General features: G+C 59.4%; 19 protein-coding genes. 16 read left to right on the top strand and 3 right to left on the bottom strand.

Annotated features, from left to right (window positions below; translation table 11 throughout):
- Positions 1-188 precede the first annotated feature (188 nt).
- The 16 genes from GTQ55_RS10295 to GTQ55_RS10220 all read left to right on the top strand — a co-directional run bounded on the left by GTQ55_RS10295 (position 189) and on the right by GTQ55_RS10220 (position 21150).
- Positions 189-1901 carry a nitrilase-related carbon-nitrogen hydrolase gene (locus GTQ55_RS10295; protein ID WP_161858659.1) on the top strand — a complete coding sequence of 571 codons (1713 nt, stop codon included), beginning with the start codon at positions 189-191 and terminating at the stop codon, positions 1899-1901.
- 142 nt (positions 1902-2043) lie between these two features.
- A complete protein-coding gene (locus GTQ55_RS10290) occupies positions 2044-2790 on the top strand; it encodes a hypothetical protein (RefSeq protein ID WP_161858658.1) in 747 nt (248 codons plus the stop codon).
- 68 nt (positions 2791-2858) lie between these two features.
- Positions 2859-4157 (top strand): acyl-CoA dehydrogenase family protein, encoded by a 1299-nt coding sequence (locus tag GTQ55_RS10285; protein ID WP_161860117.1) that lies wholly within the window; start codon positions 2859-2861, stop codon positions 4155-4157.
- A 6-nt stretch (positions 4158-4163) separates the two neighbouring features.
- Positions 4164-5606 (top strand): aldehyde dehydrogenase family protein, encoded by a 1443-nt coding sequence (locus GTQ55_RS10280; RefSeq protein WP_237567642.1) that lies wholly within the window; start codon positions 4164-4166, stop codon positions 5604-5606.
- Positions 5570-6436: an alpha/beta fold hydrolase gene (locus tag GTQ55_RS10275; RefSeq protein ID WP_161858657.1), complete on the top strand. Its 867-nt coding sequence runs from the start codon at positions 5570-5572 to the stop codon at positions 6434-6436. Before GTQ55_RS10280 ends, GTQ55_RS10275 begins: the two co-directional genes overlap by 37 nt.
- 50 nt (positions 6437-6486) lie before the next feature.
- The gene (locus tag GTQ55_RS10270; RefSeq protein ID WP_161858656.1) at positions 6487-7095 is read left to right on the top strand and encodes an isochorismatase family protein; all 609 of its coding nucleotides are present in this window, start codon (positions 6487-6489) and stop codon (positions 7093-7095) included.
- A gap of 52 nt (positions 7096-7147) precedes the next feature.
- Complete coding sequence (locus tag GTQ55_RS10265) at positions 7148-8362, top strand: FAD-dependent oxidoreductase (RefSeq protein WP_161858655.1); 1215 nt, start codon at positions 7148-7150, stop codon at positions 8360-8362.
- A gap of 74 nt (positions 8363-8436) precedes the next feature.
- Positions 8437-9270 carry a maleate cis-trans isomerase family protein gene (locus GTQ55_RS10260; RefSeq protein ID WP_161858654.1) on the top strand — a complete coding sequence of 278 codons (834 nt, stop codon included), beginning with the start codon at positions 8437-8439 and terminating at the stop codon, positions 9268-9270.
- A 33-nt stretch (positions 9271-9303) separates the two neighbouring features.
- Positions 9304-10512, top strand: coding sequence for an MFS transporter (locus tag GTQ55_RS10255; RefSeq protein WP_161858653.1), 1209 nt, complete (start codon positions 9304-9306; stop codon positions 10510-10512).
- Between the two features lie 73 nt (positions 10513-10585).
- A complete protein-coding gene (locus tag GTQ55_RS10250) occupies positions 10586-11362 on the top strand; it encodes a maleate cis-trans isomerase family protein (protein WP_161858652.1) in 777 nt (258 codons plus the stop codon).
- Between the two features lie 232 nt (positions 11363-11594).
- The gene (locus tag GTQ55_RS10245; RefSeq protein ID WP_161858651.1) at positions 11595-14219 is read left to right on the top strand and encodes a TonB-dependent receptor; all 2625 of its coding nucleotides are present in this window, start codon (positions 11595-11597) and stop codon (positions 14217-14219) included.
- A 375-nt stretch (positions 14220-14594) separates the two neighbouring features.
- Positions 14595-17204, top strand: a complete 2610-nt coding sequence (locus GTQ55_RS10240; RefSeq protein WP_161858650.1) for a TonB-dependent receptor — start codon at positions 14595-14597, stop codon at positions 17202-17204.
- Between the two features lie 150 nt (positions 17205-17354).
- Positions 17355-18323, top strand: coding sequence for a hypothetical protein (locus GTQ55_RS10235; protein ID WP_161858649.1), 969 nt, complete (start codon positions 17355-17357; stop codon positions 18321-18323).
- 181 nt (positions 18324-18504) lie between these two features.
- Positions 18505-19704 (top strand): CaiB/BaiF CoA transferase family protein, encoded by a 1200-nt coding sequence (locus GTQ55_RS10230; RefSeq protein WP_161858648.1) that lies wholly within the window; start codon positions 18505-18507, stop codon positions 19702-19704.
- Between the two features lie 19 nt (positions 19705-19723).
- Positions 19724-20641 (top strand): hydroxymethylglutaryl-CoA lyase, encoded by a 918-nt coding sequence (locus GTQ55_RS10225; protein ID WP_161858647.1) that lies wholly within the window; start codon positions 19724-19726, stop codon positions 20639-20641.
- Positions 20642-20703: 62 nt separating this feature from the next.
- Entirely contained in the window at positions 20704-21150 is a 447-nt protein-coding gene (locus GTQ55_RS10220; RefSeq protein ID WP_161858646.1) for a DUF2141 domain-containing protein, read from the top strand.
- 44 nt (positions 21151-21194) lie between these two features.
- On the opposite strand, the gene GTQ55_RS10215 is transcribed toward GTQ55_RS10220, so the two are convergent.
- The 3 genes from GTQ55_RS10215 to GTQ55_RS10205 are packed head-to-tail and all read right to left on the bottom strand — an operon-like array spanning position 21195 to position 24393.
- On the bottom strand, positions 21195-22667 hold the full coding sequence (locus GTQ55_RS10215) for an aldehyde dehydrogenase family protein (protein WP_161858645.1): 1473 nt from the start codon (positions 22665-22667) through the stop codon (positions 21195-21197).
- 13 nt (positions 22668-22680) lie between these two features.
- Entirely contained in the window at positions 22681-23547 is an 867-nt protein-coding gene (locus GTQ55_RS10210; protein WP_161858644.1) for an isocitrate lyase/PEP mutase family protein, read from the bottom strand.
- A 33-nt stretch (positions 23548-23580) separates the two neighbouring features.
- Positions 23581-24393 (bottom strand): hypothetical protein, encoded by an 813-nt coding sequence (locus GTQ55_RS10205; protein ID WP_161858643.1) that lies wholly within the window; start codon positions 24391-24393, stop codon positions 23581-23583.
- Between the last annotated feature and the right edge of the window lie 9 nt (positions 24394-24402).

Raw genomic sequence — 24402 nt, 5'->3', positions numbered from 1 at the left:
CTTGAGAGCACGAATGCGTTTTTATTTGGTGCGAACTGTGTTTGGTTATTACGACTCAGGATCTTATTTGGATTCTTGTCGAAAAGATATAATGATAGTAGTTTATATCAAATGAGCTAATGGCTAGTGAACCTAGAGCCTTCCTGCATCCTGCGGGGGAGGTGGTTGTCCTGGAGGCGGATCGCAAAATGAGCAATAGAACCATTCGTGTAGCGGCGGCGCAGTTTCATGTGGGTACCGATGTCGATACAAACCTGGCGACGGTCTTGCGCATGCTGGATGAGGCGGCTGCGGTAAGCCCGGACCTGATCGTGTTGCCGGAGTTCTGTAATCACCTGTCGTGGTATGACAGCCGTGAGCACTGCGCTGCGGTGTCCGTGACCCTGGATGGTCCGTTCCTGTCGGCGGTGGTGGAAAAGGTACGGGCGCTCGCTGTGCATGTGGTGATCAATTGCACCGTAAATCGCGAAAATGACACGATCACCGGCTCCAGTCTGTTGTATTCCCCCGAGGGGGAGTTGCTTGCCGACAACACCAAACAGATCTACATCGGTCACGAAAATGACTTCCTTGAGCCCGCACACGAACCGGGGCCGGTAGTGGAAACACCGCTCGGGCGGCTTGGTCTTTATGCGTGTATGGATGGTGTGATCAATGAACCTCCCCGCACTCTGGCGCTGCGTGGCGCGCAGATTCTATGCAACAGCCTGAACTCTTTTGCCAGCGATGAAGGTTCGCTGCATGTCCCGGTGCGCGCACCGGAAAACCGGGTGTTTATCGTGGCCGCCAACAAGGTGGGACCGCTGGTGCCCGAGCCGATTCTGGTCCCGGTGAGCGAAGCGACGGGCATTCCGCTGAAATTTCTCAACGGGGCCGGGGAGAGTCAGATCGTGGCGCCGGACGGTAGCGTATTGGCCTGCGCGTCCGCGGATCGCGAGGAGGTCATCTTCGCGGACATCGAGCCATGTGCGGCAGACCGCAAGCGACGCCCCGATGGCACCGATGTGATCGCCAGTCGCCGCCCGGCGCTGTACCGTGCGATATCCGAGGACCCTGCGGGACAGGCTTACCCGGCCTGGAAGGGCGCGGAGGAACTTGCCGCGTCGGTCATTGACCCGTTGACCGGTGGGCGTGACGGCCTGCGGGAGGCGGTGTCACTGGCGGTGGAGGCCTTCGGCGGTGGCGCAAAGCTGGTCGCCGTGCCGCCGTTGCTGGATGCGGAAACCATTGCCGCGGACCTGCCGGCGGCGCTGGACTTTGCCGGCGAAGTGGTGGAAACCCTGCGTCAGTGTTGCGGCGCAGAAGGCTTTATTGCCACGGCATTGCCCATGCGCGGTGACGACGCTGCCCCCCGTTACTGTGCGCTGCTCATCGGCGTCGATGGCGTGCGGCTTTGCCAGGGGCAGGTGCACCGCAGTGAACGTTTTGCCTGGTCGGAGCCGGTGGATGAACTCCAGACTCTGGAGCTGCCATTTGGTCGCGTGGCGGTGGTGACGTCTGACGATAGCATCTACCCCGAGACTTTCCGCTTGCTGGCCATGGCCGGAGTGGATACCGCGGTGGTGCCGCTCGAGCCGCTCGAGGCCTGGGAGTTGCGCACCGGATTGCTGGAGCGCTCGGCGGAGAACCGCATCAACCTGCTGGCGGCGGCCATCGGTTCACCGCTGGGGCAGGGATTTGCCACCGCGCTGCAGCGGGACTTTACCGTACTGACCCCGTGGGAAGCGCGCCCCTTCGATGGCCTGCTGAGCCAACCGGAACTGTATTGCTTGCCGGTGGGCGACAAGCGGTTGGCGGTGACCTTGTACCCGGCGGCCGCGGCGAACAAGGAAGTCTCGCGCAACACCGATCTGGTGACCAATCGCCCGTGGAAACTCTGTGGGCCGATTACCGCGCGTTGATGCCAGACATCCATCGCGCGTAACGCTTCAAGACCCTTTTCAGTGTGAGTGTGGGTGGCAACTTATTGAGATTTATCAATGTGTCGCCACCCTGACTTGCCGACAATAAGACTCAACAGAATAACAACGTCCGGAGTCCATTATGAGTGCAGTATCACTGCCGCAGGCGCTGGCACAGAAAACCCGAGACCGGGTGATCGAAAAACTCGGGCTCACCGAGATTCCCGGAGACCAGGGCGGCCCTTACATGACGCTCGAGAGTCATGCGCCGATGGCGCAGGGCAAGGTGGGTGAAGTCCGGGTTTATTCCGGTGGCCCACTGCAGCAGATGGTCACCTGTGCCATCATAGTGCCGCAGATCGGCCTTGACTCCCACATGCTGTTTGCCTTCACTCCCGGCGAGAGTCCGGTTCCACACTTCACGCTGGATTCCGTGGGGGCGGGCGGCCACTGGGCGTTCCATCTCGACCTTATTCCCCGTGTCGATCTCGGTGCAAACCTCGCCTACATGGATGAGGTGTTTACACCCCTGACCGACGCCTGCAAGGCGGGCCGCGGGATCGATGGCCTCAGCGAGGCGCAGCTCGATCCGCGTCAGCTGGCAGTGATGTCACCCTGGATGCTGGCACACCGGGCCACTGAATCCGCCTTTGCCAGCATCGGCGCGACCGTCGATACCTATCTCGAACACTGGTTCTCGCTGCTGGAAAGCGGCGTAAGCGACGCGGCACTGGAGGCTGTCGACAGCGCCAGCTTGGCGGAGCGCGATCGTCGCAACCGCGCGATTATTTTCGACCCGGCCGTCGACAAGGTGTGGGGCCAGATAGGCGGACTTATCGGCGCGGACAATGGAGCCGCACTGCGCGTGCTGCTGAAAAGCAATGCCTGATAGTTTGCAGCTCGACAGAGCCTGGCAAGTAATGAATAAGGCTAGGGGTTAACGGGAAGGATATGGCGATGAAACTGACCGGTGAAATATTGCTTGAGGATATGAGCGAAGCTGAGCGCGCCCGCGCGCAGGTGGTCGAGTCGGTGTTGCCGGCGGTGCGGGAAGCCGCGCGCGAGGTGGATGCCCGCGCGCAATTTCATATGCCGCATGTGCGCCACTTTAGTGAAGCGGGTTTGCTCGGCCTGATTATCCCCACCGAGTACGGTGGCCTCGGCGGTGGTCTGCGGGATCTTGCCGCTGCCTGCTTTGCCCTCGGTTCCGCTTGTCCGTCGACGGCACTGGCGTTCTTTTTCCACTGCAGCGCCGCATCGCGCGGCCTGTTGGCGATGGAGGCGCTCGAAGCCGGATTGTTCAATGACGAAGAAGCACCGGTGGTGCGGCAGTTTGCCGAGCGCGTGCTGCACGGCATGGGGCGCGACGGTTTCTGGTTTGCGAATTTCGCCAGTGAGTCGGTGAAGTCGGAAAAAGCCGCGGTCACCATCAGCACCGAGGCGCACAAGGTCGAAGGTGGCTACCTGCTCAATGGGGTGAAATCCTTCGGTACTGGCACGGGTGTCGCCGATAAATATCTGGTCACCGCCAGCCTTGCCGGTTACGACACCGCCGAAGGCCTCTGCACCTTCTTTGTCGATCGTGATGGCGACGGCGTGCGCCCGCGTGCGCCCTGGGATGCGATCGGGATGCGCGGTACCAGTTCCGGCGGCATCGTGCTGGAAAATTGCTTTGTGCCGGATGAATTGGCGCTGGCCATTCCCGGTGCCTTTACCCGCTGCATGCAGATGAGTCGCGGCAGTTTTGTCGGCAACCAGATGGCCGCGGTGTGCGGTTACGCCGGTGCCGCGCACTCGGCCTACCAGAACGTACTGCATCACCTGACCGAGAAGAAATTTGCCGATACCGGCAAGCCTATCGGCACCGCACCTTACCAGCAGGAGTTGATCGGCAAGATGATGGTGGATTTGCAAACCGCCATTTTGTGGTTGCGTCGCCAGCTCCAGCTGGAAACCAGTGAGCCGCCGATTGCCTCCAAACACGAGGTCGTCAAGCAGTGGCGCCTGTGCAAGGGGGTGGTGGCGGAATGTGGCTTCAGTATCGCTACCAATGCGCTTAAGGCCAGTGGTACCTCCGGCACCATGGGGGATCCGGCGCGATTCCTGCGCGAACTGACCATGGGCATCGTGCAGGCATTTCCCGCTGAACGCGGTCGCCTGATGGCGGCGCAGATGGAAGTGGAAGGTGCGGAGCAAAACCTGTTTGGCGTTGCGGATAAGGCCGCGGAAAAAAGCGCAGAAAAAGAGCCGGGCTGAGCCAACATGGAAAACACAACGATGCTGATCGGCGGTGAGGCTGTAGCCGCGGTGAATGGCGCGAGCTTTGAAGTGACTGCGCCAGCCACCGGAAAAGTATTGGGCCGTGTGCCCCGCGCCGGCGCCAACGATGTGGATCGTGCGGTGTGCGCCGCGGCTCACGGATTTGAAGACTGGTACCGGCTGCGTCCGGCGGTGCGGGAAGCGGCGCTGTTACGCGCGGCAGACCTGGTCGAGCGCGAAGGGCATACGCGATTTCTCGATACCCTGATCGACGAAAGCGGCTCGACGATTACCAAGGCGCGAGGCGAAATTGCCTATACCGTCGATCTGCTGCGCACAGCGGCTGGCGAAGTGCGTCGATTATATGGGGAGACATTCCCCAACGACGATCCCCACCGCATCTCCATGGTGATCCGCGAGCCGCTTGGTGTGGTCGCGGTGGTGTCGCCATACAACGCACCGCTGTCACTACTCACGAAAATGTGTGCCTTTCCGTTGGCAGCCGGCAATAGCCTGGTGATCAAACCTTCGGAAGAAACCCCGCTGACGGCACTGGCGTTTGGTCGCCTGCTGCTGGACGCGGGGGTGCCCGCTGCAGCGGTAAATGTGGTCACGGGATTCGGTGCCGAATGCGGTGCCGAATTGATCCATCACCACGGCGTGCGCTGTATTGCGCTCACCGGTTCCACCAACACCGGTATCGCGGTGGGGCAGGCGGCCCTTTCCAGAATGCGCCGCATGCAATTGGAACTCGGTGGCAAGAGCGCGTTGCTGGTACTGCGGGACGCGAATCCAGAGCAGGCGGCGAAGGTCGCCGCCCAGGGAATTTTTACCCACGCTGGCCAGATCTGCATGGCGAACTCCCGCATCGTTGTCGAGCGGGCGATCTACCAGCCGTTTGTCGCGGCGCTCAAGGCGGAAGCGGAATCCCTGTACCTCGGTGACCTGCGGGACGAGCGCACGGTGTACGGGCCGCTGATCAATGCGCGTGCGGTGGAAAAAGTGCTGGAGCACGTGCGCGAGGCGGTTGCCGGCGGCGCAGAGTTGCTCACCGGCGGCGAACTGCAGCAAGGGCTGGTGATGAAGCCGACCGTGCTGCTGGAGCCACCGCGCAACAGTCGCGCCTGGCGGGAGGAAAGTTTCGGTCCGGTCACCAGTGTGGTGGCGGCGGACGATCTCGAGCAGGCCATCGAGTTTGCCAACGACAGCGACTACGGGCTTTCCGCTGCGGTGCTCACCCACAACCTGCAGTGGGGGCTACATGCGGCCCGCCGCATTGCGTCTGGTGCCGTGCACATCGGCATGCACGCCTTTCAGAGCAATGCACTGGCGCCGATAGGTGGGGTGGGGCTGTCGGGCATGGGGCGCAGCGGCGGCCACTACAGTACCGAGGAGTTCACCGAGGTGAAGTGGATCAGCGCCGACGTGGGGAGCCTGCCGCGTTGATTGACGGCAATGACAGCGGCATCCGTCGCGGCTATATGGATTTGGACCTGGGTCCGGGGTGCGCACAGCTGCATTACCGCCGTTGCGGGGATGAAAGCGCACCACTGCTGTTGCTGTTGCACCAGACCCCCAGTTCGTCGGCGATGTACCTGCGCCTGATGCCATTGCTGGCGGAGGATTTTTTCGTTGTGGCGGTGGACACGCCGGGCTTTGGCAATAGCGATCCGCTGCCAGGCGCCGTCACGATCGCGGGGTTTGCCGATGCCATTTACCGCGCGGTGAGCGGCCAGTACGACCGCCCCGCACTGGTGTTCGGTCACCACACCGGTGCCGCCGTTGCCGTGCAGCTGGCGTATGACCAGCCGGCGTTTGTACGCGCGCTGGCACTGAGCGGCCCCACACTGTTGACTGACGAACAGAAGGCCGCGCTGCCACTGGCGGCGCAGACCGTATCGGTGAATGCGGAGGGTGGTCACTGGCAGGTGATGTGGCAGCGCTTGCGCGCCAAGGATCTGCATGCAGACCTCTCTCTCAGTCTGCGCGAAACCCTGCTGGCGTTTGCCTGTGGCGACCGCTACGAAGCGTCGTACCGGGCGGTGGTGGAGCAGGATGTGGCGACACAGATGGCGGCGATCAAGTGCCCGGCGCTGGTGTTTGCCGGTGGCCGCGATGTGTTGCGCGGGGCGGTCACTCCCTCCGTGCGGTTACTGGACCAGGGCAGGGCGGCGACCCTGCCTCACGACGCAGGCACTTACGTGTGCGATCGACAGCCGGCGGCGGTTGCCAGTCTATTGCGTCCCTTTTTTCGTGACGTGGTCGCTGCAGGCTGAAATTGCAGCTGATCTATCACACACACTGATATTCGAGGTGCCGGTCAAACATGGATCTTGTGCGAAAAAGTCTCGGTCTCGGCAAAAAGCCGGCACTGCTGCTGGTGGATATGATCGTGGGATTTACCAGCAGCCGCTGCCCGCTGGGCACCGACTGCCCCGAGGTGGTCGCCGCGAACCGACGGTTACTGGATCGCTTTCGCCGCCTTGGCCTGCCGGTGGTGTATACCACGGTGGTATATCACCACGACGGTGAGGCGCGCGTATTCCGCGACCGCATCCAGCATCTCAATGTACTCACGCCGGATTCTGAGTGGGTGCAGGTCGACCCCCGGCTCGCGCCCCGTGACGATGAACCCGTGTTCAGCAAGCAGTGGGCGAGCAGCTTCCATCGCACCGGATTGGACGGATGGCTGCGGGAGCAGGGCGTGGACTCGCTGGTGGTGACCGGGCTTACCACCAGCGGTTGTGTCCGCGCCACCGTGGTCGACGGCCTGCAGTACGACTACCCGGTGGTGGTGCCGCGCGAGGCGGTCGGCGACCGCAACCCGGACGCGCACCGTGCGAACCTGTTCGACATGCACGCCAAGTACGCGGACGTTTTATCGCTGTCGCAGGTGCTGGCGCTGTTGCCCGAAACCCATAAAGAACTTTCTTGAGCCGGCCACCGGTCGGTAATGGGAACCAACAATCAGTTATTGGCGAGTGGTTATGTCTACACAGCAACCCGTAATCATCGCCGGTGCCGGCCCCAGTGGCTGTGTGCTGGCTCTGTCGCTGGCGAAGCAGGGCATTCCTGTGTGTTTGCTTGAGAAGTGCGATCGCCTGCCCATCGACCTGCGGGCCTCTACCTTCCACCCGCCTTCGCTGGAAATGATTGCCGACCTCGGCGACGGTATCATCGAAAAAATGCTTGCGCGGGGACTGCGCGCGGATCGCTATCAGTATCGCGATCGCAGTACCGGTGAGGTGGCGACGTTTGATATGTCGCGGATCGCCGACGAGACCCGCTTCCCTTTTCGTCTGCAGCTGGAGCAGTACGAGCTTACCCGGTTTGTGTGCGAGGCGTTGCAGGATTATTCCTGTGCGCAAGTGCGCTTCGGTTGCGAACTTGTGGATTACGCACAGGATGCCGATGGGGTAACCGCGGTGGTACGCAGTGCCGACGGGGAAGAGCAGTTGCGCGGTAGTTACCTGGTTGGTGCCGAGGGCGCGCGCAGCGTCGTGCGCAAGAAATCCGGCATCGGCTTTATGGGCTTTACCTACGACGAAAAGTTTCTCGTGGTCAGCACCAGTTTTCCGTTCGAGCAGGTGTTCGAGGATTTCTCCTGGGTGAACTACGTGTCGGACCCGGAGGAGTGGTGCGTGATCCTGCGCACCGACAAACTCTGGCGCGTGCTGGTGCCGGTATTCCCGGCCAGTGCCGAAGAAGAGGCCTATTACCTTTCCGACGAGTTTGTGCAGTCACGGCTGAAGCGCCTGCACCATCGCGCGGACGACTACGACATCCATCACCGCAGTATCTATGCGGTGAACCAGCGGGTAGCGGAAACCTACTATCAGGGGCGCGCACTGCTGGTGGGCGACGCCTGCCATATCAATAACCCGCTGGGCGGTATGGGCATGAATGGCGGTCTGCACGACGCGTTCAACGTCGCCGACAAGTTGTGCCAGGTGTTGCTCGATGGCGTGGATGCCGAAGCGGCATTTGCCCTTTACGACCGCCAGCGCCGCGGTCTCGCGGTACAGTTTGTGCAGCGCCACACCATCGAGAACAAGAAGCTGATGGAGGCGCGCGATCCCGACCTACAGCGCAAGCGCCAGCAGATGTTGATGGAGGCGGCCGCCGATCCCGAGCGCGCGCACGCCTTCCTGCTCGAGCGGTCGATGATCAATTGCGTACGCGAGAGCCTTGCGGTCCAGTGAAGCGGCCGCCAGCAGTTTTCTGCTTGCACGTGGAATAACCCGTTGTTCGGCCATCGGCCCGGAGAAAAACCGAAATGTCATTTCCAACCCAGATCGACCTGTCGAAAACCCGTGAGCGCTCGCAGCTGACCAACGGCCACCGGGACAACTATATCGGCCACCGTGCCAAGATCGGGGTGGTGATTCCGTCCACCAATACGTCGGTGGAATACGATTGCCAGCGCCTGCTACCGCGCGGCGTCACCTGGCACACCACGCGATTCATGATCGACCACCCGGACCTGAGCGACGACGCCAACTTCATGCGTTTTCTCGAGCGGCTGCGGGAGACCATCGGTGATTCGATCGAGAGCCTGATGACCTGCAAGCCCGACCACGTGATGATGGGTATGTCGGCGGAAACCTTCTGGGGCGGTATTCAGGGTAACGATGGTTTCGTCGACCGCATTCAGCAGCTGGTGGGCGAGGACACCGGGCTCACCACCGGTGCCAATGCGGTGATTTCCGCGCTGGAGGCACTGGGAGTACCCGGCCATTCCGGCAAGACCCTGTCGATCCTCACCCCCTACCAGCCGGTGGGGGACAAGAACGTGCGCCTGTTTTTTGAAGACGCCGGCTACCGCATCAAGCATCTCGTCGGTCTGCGCTGTGCCAACGCCCACGATGCCATTGCGCTGGTCCCGGAGCCTCAGGTGCTCGACATCGTGCGCGAGATCGACGGTGACGATGTGGACGCGATCGTGCAGGTGGGCACCAATCTCTCCACCCTCGGGGTTTTCCCGGCGATGGAAAAAATGCTGCAGAAACCGGTATTGCCCATCAACGTCGCCACCTGCTGGCATGCGCTGCGCAGCTGCGGCATTCATGACCGTTTCGACAATATGGGCTGGCTGCTCGAGGAGCACTGAGTCATCCCTTGAGCGCCTGGAGGCGGAAAACCCATGTATATCGCGGTGTTTGTGGTTCTGCTGGACATGATCGGGTTCGCCATCATGCTGCCGATTCTTGCGTATTACGCATTGCAGCTGGGGGCGAGCCCCGGCATGGCTACATTCTGCATGGCGCTGTATGTGATCGGCATGTTTTTCTCGACCCCGGTGTGGGGGCGTCTCAGCGACCGTTTTGGCCGCAAGCCGATTCTGGTCATCAGCCTTGCGGGTGCTGTATTTGGTTACATTGTGCTCGGTTTTGCCACCGCGGTGTGGATGGTGGCGGTCTCGCGTCTGTTCAGTGGCTTGATGGCCGGAAACCTGTCAGTGGCTCAGGCCTATGTGGCCGATGTCACCACGGAGCAGGAGCGGGCCAAGGCCATGGGTATGTTGGGGGCGGCGTTCGGGATCAGTTTTATTGTCGGTCCGGCGCTGGGCGGATACCTCGCCGGTGACAGTTTTGCCGATGCTAACCTGCAGTTGCCTGCGCTGGTGTCGGGGCTGCTGTCCCTGGCGGCGCTGCTGGTGGTGGTGTTTTTCCTGAAGGAAAGTCTCCCTGGCGGTGCGGAGCGCCCGCGCTCCGCACCCACCTCACGCGAAGTGCTGTCGTGGATCGGAAGTCGGCGCAGTCTCTGGCTGCTGCTGGCGGCGGTGCTGGTGTACAACCTGGCAGCCGGATTTGTCGAATCGGTGTTCCCCATCTGGGCAGATGCCACGGATATCGCCCACGGTCCCAAGGACCTGGTGCCGGTACTGCTGGCCGCCGGGATTGCCATGGTGATCGTGCAGGGTGGGCTTATCGGCCCGCTGACCCGGGCTTTCGGTGAGCGGCGCCTGATGCGCGCGGGGGCCGTGGTATTCGGGATTTCTGTGATCCTGGTAACGCTTGCGGGCTCGGTCGCCAGCGTGCCGGCGGTGGCGGCGGCGCTGGTGTCGCAGGCGGTCGGCGCCGCACTGGTGCTTACTTCCATGCAGTCGCTGACTTCCAAGGAGGCGGTGGCCGGTAATCGGGGCGCGGTGATGGGGGTCTACAACGCCCTGGGCACCCTCGGCCGGGGGCTGGGTACCGCGCTCACTGGCTCGGCATTTGCCGGTATCGGCGTGCATTCCCCATATTATCTGGGCGCCGCCTTGATGGTTCTTTTGCTGTTCATCGCCCTGATGCTGCGGGCCCCGCAGTCGGGTGTCGCGGCGCCGGTCGCTTCCCAGGCGGTCTCCTGAGATTCTTGATATTTGTCATGCCGGCCGCCGCGTGTGGCCGGTATAACTTCCGGAAGTGCATTCCGGAGTCTTTATGGACAACTATCAGATCGCTCGCCGCGCGCAGATCGGCGTCATCATTCCCTCCACCAATACCGGGGTCGAATACGACCTGCAGCAGATTCGCCTCGATGGCGTGACCTGGCATCCGTCCCGCTTCTGGATCGAGCTGCGCAATTGGTCCGATGAAATGTCCCGCAGCGGTGACGACGAGAACACCGTGTTCGAGCGCTTCCTCGAGATCATGCGCGGTGAAATTCCTGTATCAATTCGCAACATTCTCTCGGCCAAGGTCTCCCATATTATGCTCGGCATGTCGGCGGAAACCTTCTGGGGCGGCCTCGAGGGAAACATTGCTTTCGAGCGGGAAATTCGTGACCAGATTGGGGATCTCGGACTTACTACCGGAGCCGGTGCCACCAAGGACGCGCTGAACTGCTTCGGAGCCAAGCGTATCTCGGTGATCACGCCCTATCCGCAGGTGGGGGACGACAATGTGCGGCGCTTCTTCTCCGACATCGGTTTCGAAGTGGTCAAGGTGAAGGGAATGAGCCGTCCGTCAGCCACCGCCATTGCAGAAACCTCGATCCAGGACGTCTTACAAGCAGTGCGGGAAGTGGACGGTGACGATGTTGACGCGATCATCCAGTGCGGCACCAACCTCTCCACCATAGATGTATTCCCGACCCTGGAACACTGTCTGCAGAAACCCCTGATTCCCATCAATATGGCAACGGTCTGGCACGCCCTGCGGGCCTGTGGCATCGAAGACCGCATCATCGGAAAGGGGCGTTTGCTGGAAGAATTCTGAGTATTTGTGCGCAATTTTGGTGAGCACAGATTAAAAGATGGGGTTTAGCGGTGCTGTTACGGATCGGACGGAAATTTGGATCAGAAATTCAAAAAATAAGTTGAAAAGGTATAAAAGTATAACATAATGACTTTTGGGGGTGCCGTGCGGTATCCCCTGTATGGCCGATACACAGCAGTAGGTCTATTAGCCAACTCACACGCTGTAACTGAAAAGAATAATCGGAGGGGCCATGTTCAACAGGAACCAGATTTCTATCGCCGTCGCTGCCGTGGTATCGGTGCAGGGCGCAATTGCGCAGGACGATCACAAAAGAGAGGTAGAAGCACTGCGCGGAGACGACTTCGCCATCGAAGAAGTATTCGTCACGGCGCGTAAACGGGAAGAATCCCTGCAGAGCGTGCCGGTATCCATCGATGTGCATACCGCCGCGAAGCTGGAAGAAAAAGGCATCGCGTCACTGGAGGGCATTGCTCGCTACACCCCGGGCCTGGATTTCGAAACCGGGTTGATCCCCAGTGACACCCGCATCTCCCTGCGCGGTCTGTCCACCACCCGCGGGCGCTCGAACGTGGCCCTGATGGTGGATGGGGTGGACGTATCTTCCGAGTCCATGACCAGCGCGGGCAGCGGTATCGGCCCCAATCTGGACCTGCTGGACCTGGAACGCGTGGAAGTGGTGAAGGGGCCGCAGTCAGCGACTTATGGCCGCTCAGCGTTTTCCGGTGCGGTGAACTATGTGTCCAAGCGCCCCGGCAATACCGCGGAAACAAAACTCTCCATCGATGGCAATGACCAGGGCTTTGCCAAGGCGCAGGCCTCGGCGAGCGTGCCGATTATCCAGGATGTTCTGGCCGGCTCCGTCAGTCTGGCGAAGACCGAATTTGGTGGTTACTACGAGAACCCCAATACCGGCGGTGAGCTCGGCAACATTGATTCTGAGGGCGCCGCCTTCAGTCTCAACTGGACCCCGAACGATTCCTTCTCCGTATTCTCGCGCACCGAGTACAGTGAGAGTACCTATTCACCGCGCGCGCTGGTTCAGCGCCAGTCTCTGGTTAATACCTCCGCATCGCCTGACCCTTACCAGCTGGGCTCGGTTTCCTCGTATGCAGAAAATCGCCCGATACCCGGGTCTGGCGCTACTGCTGCAGACTGCGCGACTACCCAGGCTTACGCCTACGCATTCAATGCGACGCTTCCACCGTTTGTTCCCCCATATCCAGAGTGTGCCCCTATCATTGTCGGTAACCTGGGTGATGCCAGCGAGGGGGATATCGACCTTTCCCCCAATCCACTGACCGGGCGTGACTTTGCCGGTACCGAGGCGCGCAGCCTGAGTTCGACCCTGGAGCTGGCGTGGAAAGCGGACGCCTTCGAATTCGTGTCCCTGACGGGCATTCACAACAATGATTCCCGTACCCAGACCGATTTTGATCGCACCAACTTCACCCTTGCGTCCCTCGGTCCGAATTCCGGTATGTTTGTGCCGCCGGGAGGAATGCCGGGCGAAGTTTCCCAGTTTGGTGTGAACGCCAACAGCGATACCAACTTTGATACCGATCAGCTGAGCCAGGAATTCCGCCTGTCCGGCACCGCCGACAAGCTGGACTGGCTGGTGAGTGCGCTGTACTGGACCGAGGACATGGACACGCTGATGAACCAGCAGTGGTGGTTGCGTGACGGCTCCTCCAAAGCGTATTGGGATGCAGTATTCAATCGGTTCATCTTCGGCGATATCAGCGGTTCACCGTTCGCCGCCGTGGATATCCGCACCTCCCCGGTACCCTTGCCGATTCCCATGGGCCGGGATACAGACCATACGTCGCTGGCATTTTCACTGAATTACAATGTAACTGACACGCTGCGGATTACCGGTGAAGGGCGCTATCTGGAAGAGGACATCAGCTACTATTCCTATCCGATCAGTGCGCAGAATAACGGTCTGCTGGGGTTGCCGTTGTCGCGTGATATCGAGAAGCAAACCTACAGCCGCACCGACACGGCGTTTGTGCCCCGTGTGAGCGTCGACTGGCAGGCGATGGAGAGCACCATGTTCTATGCGTCCATCGCGGAAGGCTACAAACCCGGCGGTACCAATACCACCGGGGACGGCGGCGACATTACCCAGGAGGCCTACGATCCTGAAGAACTGCTCGTGTATGAAGTCGGCGTCAAGAGCAACCTGCTGGACAACCGCCTGCAGCTGAATGCCGCCACCTACCTGTACGATTACACCAAACAGCAGATCAATGCCTTCGTGCGTGATCCCATTAACGGGTCGCTGAAGCCAAGTATCACCAATGCGGGTAAGAGTGAGTTGTTCGGTACCGAGCTCAGCGCAGTCTATCGTCCGTCCGAAAACTGGACCTTCTATGCGGGCTATGTGCTGAGCGATACGGAGATGAAGGACTTCACCATCGCAGATGTGGGCGACCCGACAACGCTGGATAAGCTTCTCACGGGTACCGTCGACGGTGATTATACTGGCAAGCAGTTCATCAATTCACCGGAAGACTCTGCCATGCTTTCCATCCGTTACGATGGCAATTTTGCTTCCGGAGCCGGCTATTTCACCGAACTGATCGGCAGTTACGAATCCAAGCGTTACCTCGACCTCGGCAATAATGCCTACCTGCCGGAATACTGGCTGGTGGATTTCCAGGGCGGTGTCAGTTTCGACAAACTGGATGTCATCTTCTACGTGAATAATCTGCTCGATGATGACAAGGTGAAAAACGGTGTGCGCAACGTGAACTTCGGTTTTATGCCGATGGGGCGCTTCACTCCGCAAACTATGGATCTCATGCTGCCTGATCCGCGGACGGCCGGCTTGCGACTCAGCTACAACTTCTGATCCTGAACGGCCAATCGGGAGCGCTTGCTCCCGGTTGGCCGCCGGTGATCAGATGCGCACAGTGATATTGCCGTACCGGTCACTGTCCGAACTAGAGGCCTGTGGCGGCGATGTGCTGCCACAGGCCTTTTTTTGTTTCGGACTGTTACTGTTAAAGATGTGCTCTGGATCTCGGGAGCGTCGTAAAATACAGAGTTTCATCGTGTATATAAGCTCTTGAATGTTGCCTCTCTCTGGAAATAAAGATATAAAGATATAAAGATATAGCAAAGTATCTTTTGTGGTGCCGCATGATGGTCCATATGTGGCAGATACACAGCAGCAGTTTTTTTCTAAAGCAACCGCTGCGACTGAAAAATAATAATCGGAGGGGCCATGTTCAATCGAAACCAAATTTCTATCGCCGTCGCTGCCGTGGTATCTGTGCAGGGCGCTGTGGCACAAAGTGAACATAATCGCGAAGTCCATGCTTTGCGGGGTGGCGACTTTGCCATTGAGGAAGTGATGGTCACCGCGCGCAAGCGCGAGGAGTCGCTGCAGACGGTGCCGGTGGCCGTCGATGTGCTTACCTCGGTACAGCTTGAGGAAAAGGGTATTGCTGGACTGGAAGGCGTCGCGCGTTATACCCCGGGCCTGGATTTTGAAACCGGGCTGATGCCGAATGATACGCGTATTTCCCTGCGCGGCCTTTCGAACACACGAGGGCGCTCCAATGTGGCGCTGTTGATTGATGGTGTGGACGTGTCTTCCGAGTCATTGACTACCGGTGGTAGCGGCAACGGCCCCAATCTGGATCTGTTTGATCTGGAGCGGGTGGAAGTCGTCAAAGGGCCGCAGAGTGCCGTGTATGGCCGTTCCGCCTTTTCCGGTGCGGTGAATTATGTCACCAAGCGGCCGGGTGATACCGCGGAAAGCCGTGTGGCGATGGACCTAACCGAGCACGGTTACAATAAGTTGCAGGCGGGTGGGAGCATGCCGATTGTTCCGGGGGTGCTCGCGGCGTCACTGAATCTGGCGAGGACCGAATTTGACGGCTACTACCAGAACCCGAACACGGGGGGCGATTTGGGAACAATCGATTCCGACGGCGTGGCGGTCGCAGTCAACTGGACGCCCACGGAAAAGTTCTCAGCCTACATGCGTGGTGAATATAGCGAGGCTGAATATTCCCAGCGTCCCAATGTCCAGCGCCAGGCGATTCTGCACACCGGGTCATCACCCTACGATTTCACGTTGCTGGGCTCCGTAAGTCCCAATGCCGAGAAGCGCGCGATAGCGGGTACCGGCACCACAGCTGCAGATTGTGCTACCACTGCTGCCTATCAGTACATGGTAAGCGCGCCGGGCACGCCAGCCTGCGGTGCAGTTCTTGTTGGGGAATTGGGGAGCGCAGACGAAAGTGAAATTGACCTTTCACCCAATCCGCTGACCGGTAAGGATTTTCCCGGTACCGAGGTGCGCGGTGCGCGCGCTTCACTGGAGTTGAATTACAAAGCCGATGCGTTTGAATTCCTGTCGCTGACAGGGGTCAACTACAATGATTCCCGCACCCAGTCGGATTTTGACCGCACCAATTTCACTGTTGAATCACTTGGCCCGGGCTCGGGTATGTTTGTTCCCCCAGGGTTTCCGGGTGAATACACCCAGTACGGTGTGAACTCCAACAGTGATACCAGCTTTGACGTCGAGCAGCTCAGTCAGGAATTCCGTTTGACCGGTACCGCCGGCAAAGTGGACTGGCTTGCGAGTGCCCTCTACTGGGCGGAGTCCATGGACACGGTGATGAACCAGCAGTGGTGGCTGCGGGATGGTGTCAGCAAGGAATTCTGGGATGCTTACCTGGATCAGTGGATGGGCGGTTTCGGTCTGGTGGATCACCGTACAACACCTGTGCCGCTGCCGATTCCCATGAGCCGCGACACTGACCATGTTTCTGTGGCTTTCTCGCTCAATTACAACTTTACGGACAACTGGCGTTTGACTGCCGAGGGTCGCTATCTCGAGGAAGATATCAAGTACGGCAGTATCCCGCTGAGCACACAATTCAACGGTTTAATGGGTGTGCCGGTACTTGATCCGGTCACATTCATGCCAACAGAACCCGAAGCCCAGACCTATTCGCGTACAGACAGCGCGTTTGTGCCGCGGGTGGGCCTCGACTGGCAGGCGATGGACAGCCTGATGGTATACGCCTCCTATTCGGAAGGCTTCAAACCTGGTGGCATGTCCACAGCGGATGGCAATGGCGATATTTCCGTTGGCGAATACGAGCCGGAAGAGCTTTCGGTGTACGAGGCTGGCTTCAAGAGCAACCTCCTGAGTAATCGTCTGCAGCTGAATGGTGCTGCCTACCTGTACGACTACACCAATCAGCAGATCTCCCACTTTGTTACAGATCCGCAGAGTGGCATGAGTAACGCTGCAGTCGCCAACGCGGGTGAAAGTGAACTGCGGGGGATGGAGCTGAGCGCGATATATCGTCCATCTGCGAATTGGACCTTTGTCGCCAACTATGTATTGAGTGACACTGAAGTTGTCGACTTTACCATTGCGGAACATGGCAGGGCGGGCACTCTCGATAAGTTGTGGACCCAGACAGCGGACGGGGACTATTCCGGTACCCAGTTCCTGAATTCCGCCAAGCACGCTGGCCTATTGTCCATTCGTTACGATGGTGAGTTTGCCAACGGTGCGGGTTACTTCACCGAGCTGGTGGGAACCTACGAATCAGAGCGCTATCTGGATCGGGGCAACAATGCCTGGCTGCCAGCCTACTGGCTGATGGACTTCCAGGGCGGTGTGAGCTTCGACAGTCTGGACCTGGTGTTCTACGTGAACAACCTGCTGGATGACGACAAGGTTAAATTCGGACTGAATAACGTCGATTACGGATTCCTTCCGGGTGGTGCGACAACGCCTCAGACGATCGAGCTTATTCTGCCGGAGCCTCGCACAGCAGGCTTACGTGTAAGCTACAAGTTCTGATCTTGAAAGGAATGCCCGCGACCTTGTGTCGCGGGCATTTAAGCGATACAAAGACGGGTAGCTTTCATGACAGATATTTACCTGCATGGTGTTCCTGAAATAAATCCAACCGCAGTAAAAAATCAGCAGTAATAATAAGAGGTAGCTGCAATGACTGTCGCCGCAATTGATACTCCGTCCAGCGCAAAGTCCCGAATATACGGTGCGCCCTACCTTGGGCTCTTGGCTCTTACCTGGATCGTGCTGGAAAAAATGATTGCCCACATTTACCTGGTAACCCTCATCTATGCCGGGATTCCAATGGCCGTCTCTTATGCTGTCGCCTTTGTGGTTGGCCTGCTGGGGTTGGCGCTGGTGTGGAAGGGGCTGGACCAGAATGAGGTGCGTGGCACCTGGATGGGCTTTGTGGGCGGATCTCTGATCTGGGTATTCTGGTTCGAAATGTACCTGCACTTTATCGGTGGAGAAAACAATTTTGCCCTGGCCATGACGGACTCGGGATCCCAGTACCTGTTGAAGGAAGATCTCGCTGCGTTGTTTGCTGGTGATCAGTCGATCCCGCGCCCGTACTTCATGGGTGCGCACGTCTTTCTTCAGAGCAGTACACTGTTCTGTTTCATGCTCATGATCTATATGGGAATGAACAAGGATGTGCGCTGTCGCCTGATTCTGTGGGTGCGAAAACTGTTTGGCCTGCGGCCGGGCAAGCCCACTGCGGGCTACAAGCCGCAGTATGCGCGGGTGGCCGCGGCCGAGCTGTTCTTCGTCAACTGGTTTATGTACACGCTGATGCTGGTGGTGAACGACGAGCGGATTCTCGGCCTGCATCATGTCGGCAACTATGTCGCCTTTGCAGCAGTTGCCATCTGGTCTGCAATTATTATTGGCAAACAGTTCAAGCAGAAAGAGGCGGGCCTCGCAATTCGCTACGCCATCGCCGTGGGTGGTGTCTTCTGGTACCTGCCAGAGCAGATGGTATTGTGGGAGTTGTTCCGGGAGCCCTGGGTGTTCTATCTCGAATTTCCAGTGACGGCAACGGCGATTCTTGTCGGCTATTTCGCCCTCATGTATGTGTTCTGGAAGACACCGGTGAATCCTGAGACCGGCAAGTCCATCTGATTTTTGGTGCGATCATCGCTATGACCTGTGGTAGTCAGTGCTGCCACAGGTTTTTTATTTTTGGCGCCCCAATTTATCGGTCGGCAACAGTTGCTAAGAGCTACCACTAGCGCTGATAAAGGATTAATATTATAACAATAGGCCATTTGTCACCCGATAGCTGATTTTGAAGGAGCGGCCAATGAACAAGGCTCTGCGCGGTATTCGAATACTGGATCTGACTCATATGCTGTCCGGGCCCTACGGCGCGATGATACTCGCCGACCTGGGTGCGGATGTGATCAAGGTGGAGCCCCTGGCGGGGGAGGGCACGCGCAAGCTGCTCGCCAACGACCCTGAAAATTCGATTGACGGCTTTGGCGCTTACTACCTGACGCTGAATCGCAACAAGCGCAGTGTGGCACTGAACCTCAAAAGTGAGCGCGGCCGCCAGGTATTTTACGATCTGGTAAAGCAGGCGGATGTGGTGATCAGCAATTTTGGTCCCGGTGTGCCGGAGCGGCTGGGCATCGATTACGACACCCTGAGTAACATCAACCCGCGCATCATCACCTGCTGTGTGTCCGGCTTCGGTTCCGATGGCCCCGGTGCCATGCGCCCGGCATTCGACCAGGTCGCCCAGGCCTATGGCGGCGGTATGTCGATTACCGGTGACGATCCGGCCAACCCGGTGCGCGCAGGTATTCCGATTGGCGACCTCGGTGGTGGCATGTTTGCGGTTATGGGGATTCTCGCCGCCGTTGCCGAGCGCGCCAGCAGCGGTCGCGGTCAGCACGTGGATATTTCCATGGTGGATTGTCAGGTCTCCATGCTGAACTACATGGCCACCATGTTCTTCCTCAGTGGCAAGAATCCGTATCCCATCGGCAATGCACACTTCGTGCACGTGCCCTACAACAGCTACGCGACTGCCGATGGGTTCATCATCATCGCGGTGATTACCGACAATTTCTGGCAGAACCTGAAGCCGGTGGTGAAGGTTCCCGAGTTCGATGACCCGAAATACGACGGGCAGCCCGGACGCTTTGCGGACAAGGATTTTATCGACGCAAAGCTCGCGCAAGTGTTTGCCACCGATACGACAGACGCCTGGCTCGCGCAGCTCGAGGCGCAGCGGATTCCCTGTGCGCCGATCAACAATCTGGAGCGGGCCCTCAGCGATTCGCAGGTACTGCATCGCAATATGGTGGTGGACATCGCTCACCCTAATGGCAAAACCACCAAGGCACCGGGCAACCCGATCAAGCTGTCGCGCACGCATGAAGACTCGTTTTCGCCGGCGCCCCATATCGGTCAGCACACCGACCAGATCCTCAGCGAACTGTGTGGTTATGCCCAGACCGATATCGAGGCGCTCAAGGAGAGCGGCGACGCCGCGTAAAGTGACAGGGGAAAACGTCATGCGGGAAAAAGTACTGATCAATGATGTGGGCCCAAGGGACGGTTTGCAGAATCAGCCCAGGGTGCTTACGGTGACGCAGAGAGTGCAGTTGATTCAGGCGCTCATCAACGCCGGTGTCCGCTCGGTGGAAGCGGGGGCCTTTGTATCCCCGAAGGCAGTGCCGGCCATGGCTGGCACCGATGCGGTGCTGGCAGGTCTGCCGGTAGATGCGGGGATCGATTTCCAGGTATTGGTCCCGAACCTCAAGGGCTATCAGCTGGCGCGCAGCGCCGGTGCCACGACGGTGGTGCTGGTGGTGTGCGCCAGCGAGACGATGAATCAGCGCAACGTGCGTATGTCGGTGGAGGAATCACTGGCGCAGGCGCGCGAAATCTGCGCGGCGGCCCGATTGGATGGGGTGCGTGTGGTGACCTGCATTGCCGTGGCCTGGCACTGTCCGTTCGAAGGCGCCACCGAGCCGGGCAGGGTGCTGGATCTTGCCGGCCGACTGTTCGCCATGGGCGCGCAGGACGTGAACATCGCCGATACCATCGGCGCGGCTACGCCGATGGCGGTTGGGAATTTGATGGGTGCGTTGGCGCGGGAGTACAGCACCGAGCGCCTCGCCTGCCATTTTCACGATACCCGTGCGTTTGGGCTGGCAAATGTTTACGCCGCGCTCGAAACGGGAATCCGCAAATTTGACAGTTCGGTGGGGGGAATAGGCGGCTGCCCGTTCGCGCCGGGCGCTACTGGAAATGTGGCCAGTGAAGATGTGGTGATGCTGCTGGAGCAGATGGGCTTTGATACCGGGATTGATCTGCCCCTATTGATGGCAGCGGGTCAACTGGTCGGCGGCATGCTGGACACCACTGCTGGTGGTCGTGCAGATGCGTGGCGCCGGTTGCAGCTGGAGAAAGGAGCTGAAGTCATCTGAGTATGTCGAATACACGTATCAACTGTGCCGGAATGTTTCCGGTTTTTTAGGAGAGCTGACCGATGAATAATCCACTACTCCGCTTTTGCCTTGGTGTGTTTGTAATTTTCACCTGTGGCAGGGCCATCGCTGATACGGAGACCGCCAATGTGAAACTGACGGTATCCAACATCCATTCCCAGGTGGGGAAGCTGTATATCGCCGTGTACGATTCAAAAGACACGTTTCTCGGCGAGACCAAGTTTTTCGCGGAAGAGGTGGCGCTTGAAAATCTCAAGGACGGCAAGCTCGAGGTGGATCTGAACTTGCCTTACGGCCAGTATGCGATCAGCGTGCATCATGATAACAATGCCAATGGCAAAATGGATCGCAATTTCGTCGGTATACCCAAAGAGCCGGTGGGATTGTCCAACGGCCATGTGCCGCGTTTTGGTCCGCCGAAGTTTTCCAAGGCGGTGATCGATATCGCACAGCCGGAACAGCTGGAAAACATTGCGCTGGTGGATTGAACGCGCTGGTGGATTGAATACGAGCGCTTTGAGAGCGGGGGCCGTCAGCGCCCCCCTAGTGGATCCTGTGGTGAGACCCCAATCACTTGCGCCCCGGTAAAAAACTCGATGGACTGGGCATGCCCTTCCTCGCCGAGTCCCGACAGCCCCCAGGCACTGCGGGGCGTTCCCTCCCCGATACTGAGCAGGCTGTAGCCGTTGATCTTCACTCCGCCTGTGCGCATGCGCCGGGCAAACGCGAAGGCCCGCTCTATGTTCTCGCTGTACACATACCCTGCCAGCCCCAGGTCAGTGCCATTCGCCAGCGCCAGTGCCTCGCTGTCGTCGCGGAAACTGTGCACCGCCGCGACCGGCCCGAAAATTTCCTCGCGGGTGTCGTCCGGTCGGCAGCCGTCCACCAGGGTCGGCGCAACGAAGTTGCCGCGCAGGTCGGGCAGTGGGGTGGAGGAAAGTAGCTGGCCGCCATGCGACTGCAGACGTTCGATGTCTGTCAGTATCTGTTCGAAATGACCGCGGTGTACCAAGGGGCCCATATCGCTCGATTCGTCGAGGGAGTGGCCGAGACGGAAACCGGACAACAGGCTCAGCACCTTGTCCAGCAGCGCGTGTTTGACCGATTCGTGGACCAGCAGGCGTCCCAATGCGCGGCACCACTGGCCATTGAGGTTGGTGAGACCGTACACAATACCGGTAGCGGCTTTATCCAGGTCGGCATCTTCGAGCACTACCAGTTGGTTGTTGCCGCCAAGCTCCAGCTGCGTCGGGATAAAGTCATCGGCGCAGGCGCGCGCAATGGCACGCCCACCGGCCAGGCCTCCGGTAAAGGAGACGGCCTTGATGCGCGGGTCCTCCACCATTTTGCCGCCCACACTGCGGTCGCCGAGAACCAGCTGGAACACGCCGTCGGGCAGACCGGCACGCTGCGCGGCGCGCGCCATCATAATGGCCGAGTGCGGAGTAAATTCGGAGGGTTTGAGAATACATGGAGCGCCGGCGGCCAGCGCACTTGCCACCTTGTGGGAAGCAATGGCGGTGGGACCATTCCAGGGCGCGATCAACAGCGCCGGACCCCACGGGCGTCGCAGGTATTCCACCGCTCCGCAGGGGCCTGGCACCTTGCGATCCAGATGCCCCTGGCGCAGATAAGCGGCCGCGCCGCGAAACACCAGGGGCAGTATGTTCGCCATCTTGCGCGTGGTGCGGATCACCGCACCGGAGGTGAGGCTGTCGGCAGTGCTGATGGTCTCCGCGTATTCCTCGCTGCCGAGTTCTTCGGCGATATTTTCGAGCAGGGTGGCGCGCTCCCCTGCGGGAATGGCCTCCCAGATACCTTCGCGATGGACGCGGTCAGCTGCCTCCAGGGCCGTGGATACCTGCGTGTCGTCGCTGTTGCGCCGTTCCTGTAACGGTTCACCGGTGTTGGCATCACAGAGATACTGCCCCCGGTTGATGGTCGGTGCGGAACAGGCCCCGTCGATGAAATTGGTGAGTTCGGGCAAGTGATATTCACGGTTCATAAATCGGTACCGTTTATTCGTATTGGTATTCTCTGCTCGCCGCCAACAGTTCGTCGGCACCGAGCAGGCCGTTGACATCGGCGAGGTCGATCATCTGGCTGCGCATGGCCTGGAGGTGACCACTGTGGCGCAACTCAGCCAGCATGTTCTGCGCAGTCGGGATAAACAGGTGCAGCAGGGAGGCAGGGAAGAGGGCGAGGCGATAGTGCAGTGCCTGGAGCTCCTCCAATGTCTGCACCGGAGAATGACCGCCCTCTACCAGGTTGTGGATGAGCGGCGTGCGGTGACCGAATTGTGCGCCGATCATCCGCATCTGCTCGGCGGTTTTCGGGGCCTCGATAAAAATGGCATCGGCGCCGGCTTCCAGGTAGCGTTCGGCCCGCTCCATGGCGTCGTCAAACCCGTGTACGTCGAGGGCATCGGTGCGCGCAAAGATCAGCGTATCGCGACTGCGCCGCGCGTCCAGGGCCGCATGGATTTTGCCCACCATTTCCCCGCTGCTGATCACCTGCTTGCCCTGCATATGTCCACAGCGCTTTGGCATCAGCTGGTCTTCCATCTGCAGCGCCGATGCTCCGGCGCGTTCGAAGGTGGTGACGGTGCGTCTGACATTGAGGGCATTGCCGAAGCCGGTATCCATATCCACGATGAGTGGGAGGTCGGTGCGCTCGCGGATCACCGCCACCGTTTCCGCTACTTCGGCGGCACTGACTAGCCCCATATCCGGACGGCCGAAGCGCGCAAACGACAGGCAGGCACCGGACAGGAACGCCGCCTCGAAGCCGGCTAGCTCCACCAGCCGGGCGCTGAGCCCGTCATAGATGCCGGGTACCGGGAGTGCAGCGTCTTTCGCCAGCAGTCGATGCAGTGGTTCACCCATGATGCGGCTCTTTGTGCTGAGGGTGTGACGCCATCAGGAGCGTTCTTCGGCGCACAGGATGCGTACCAGCCGGTCGGCCAGGGGCTTGCCCACGAGGCGCTCGGCGATCGGATTGGCCGGATCCAGGTGGACGATATTGCGGCGAACAAGCTCGTCGCGTTGCTTCAGTTGCGCGCGTTCCTGCGCGGATTCCACCGGCTTGGCCGCGTGCACCAGACTCAGCCAGTGATCGACATAGGCAAAAATCTTGGGCTCGACCTTGCTGCGATAAAATGCCAGCGGAACCACACCGGCCAGTGCTACTGGAGAGAGCGAAGAGCGGATAAACGGCATCGCGGCATTGAACGGTTTGACACCGGCCTCGAACAGTTCATCTTGCAGCTCCATGTAAATGCTGTTGAGCGGCGCGAGGTACTTCTGCAGGTAATCCGGGTAAGCCAGTGGTTCGTAGCGTGGCATCGGATCGATGTAGAAAAAGGCTCCGGGCAGTGTGCCAAACGCCATTCCCAGATGGGGAACATCCACACTGTCGTCCATGTAAATGGTCAGGTGGATGTTGGTAAAGGTTTTCTGCGGTGTGCCGATATTGGAGTGGATCACCCAGTCCACCGGCGAGGCGTCACCGGTAAAGGTACGCATACGACCGACATGCTCACCGTTCAGGTCGTTGAAGGCGCGCAGGTCTTCGCAGCGAAAGTCCTCTTTCAGCGAAAGGCTGTTCTGGATCTTCTCCCAAATGGCATCGCGGGTCGCCAGCACCGCCTCGAAGGTCTCGCTGGTGTCGATATGGTCATCGCCGCCCAGGTGCGCGGCAAATTCTTTGGTGAGGTTTTGTGCGTTTTCCATGTCCATAGC

The sequence above is a fragment of the Microbulbifer hydrolyticus genome (assembly GCF_009931115.1).
Lineage (GTDB): Bacteria > Pseudomonadota > Gammaproteobacteria > Pseudomonadales > Cellvibrionaceae > Microbulbifer > Microbulbifer hydrolyticus.
The sequence above is the reverse complement of the archived record's forward strand: the minus strand, read 5'-3'. Positions and strand labels throughout refer to the sequence as shown.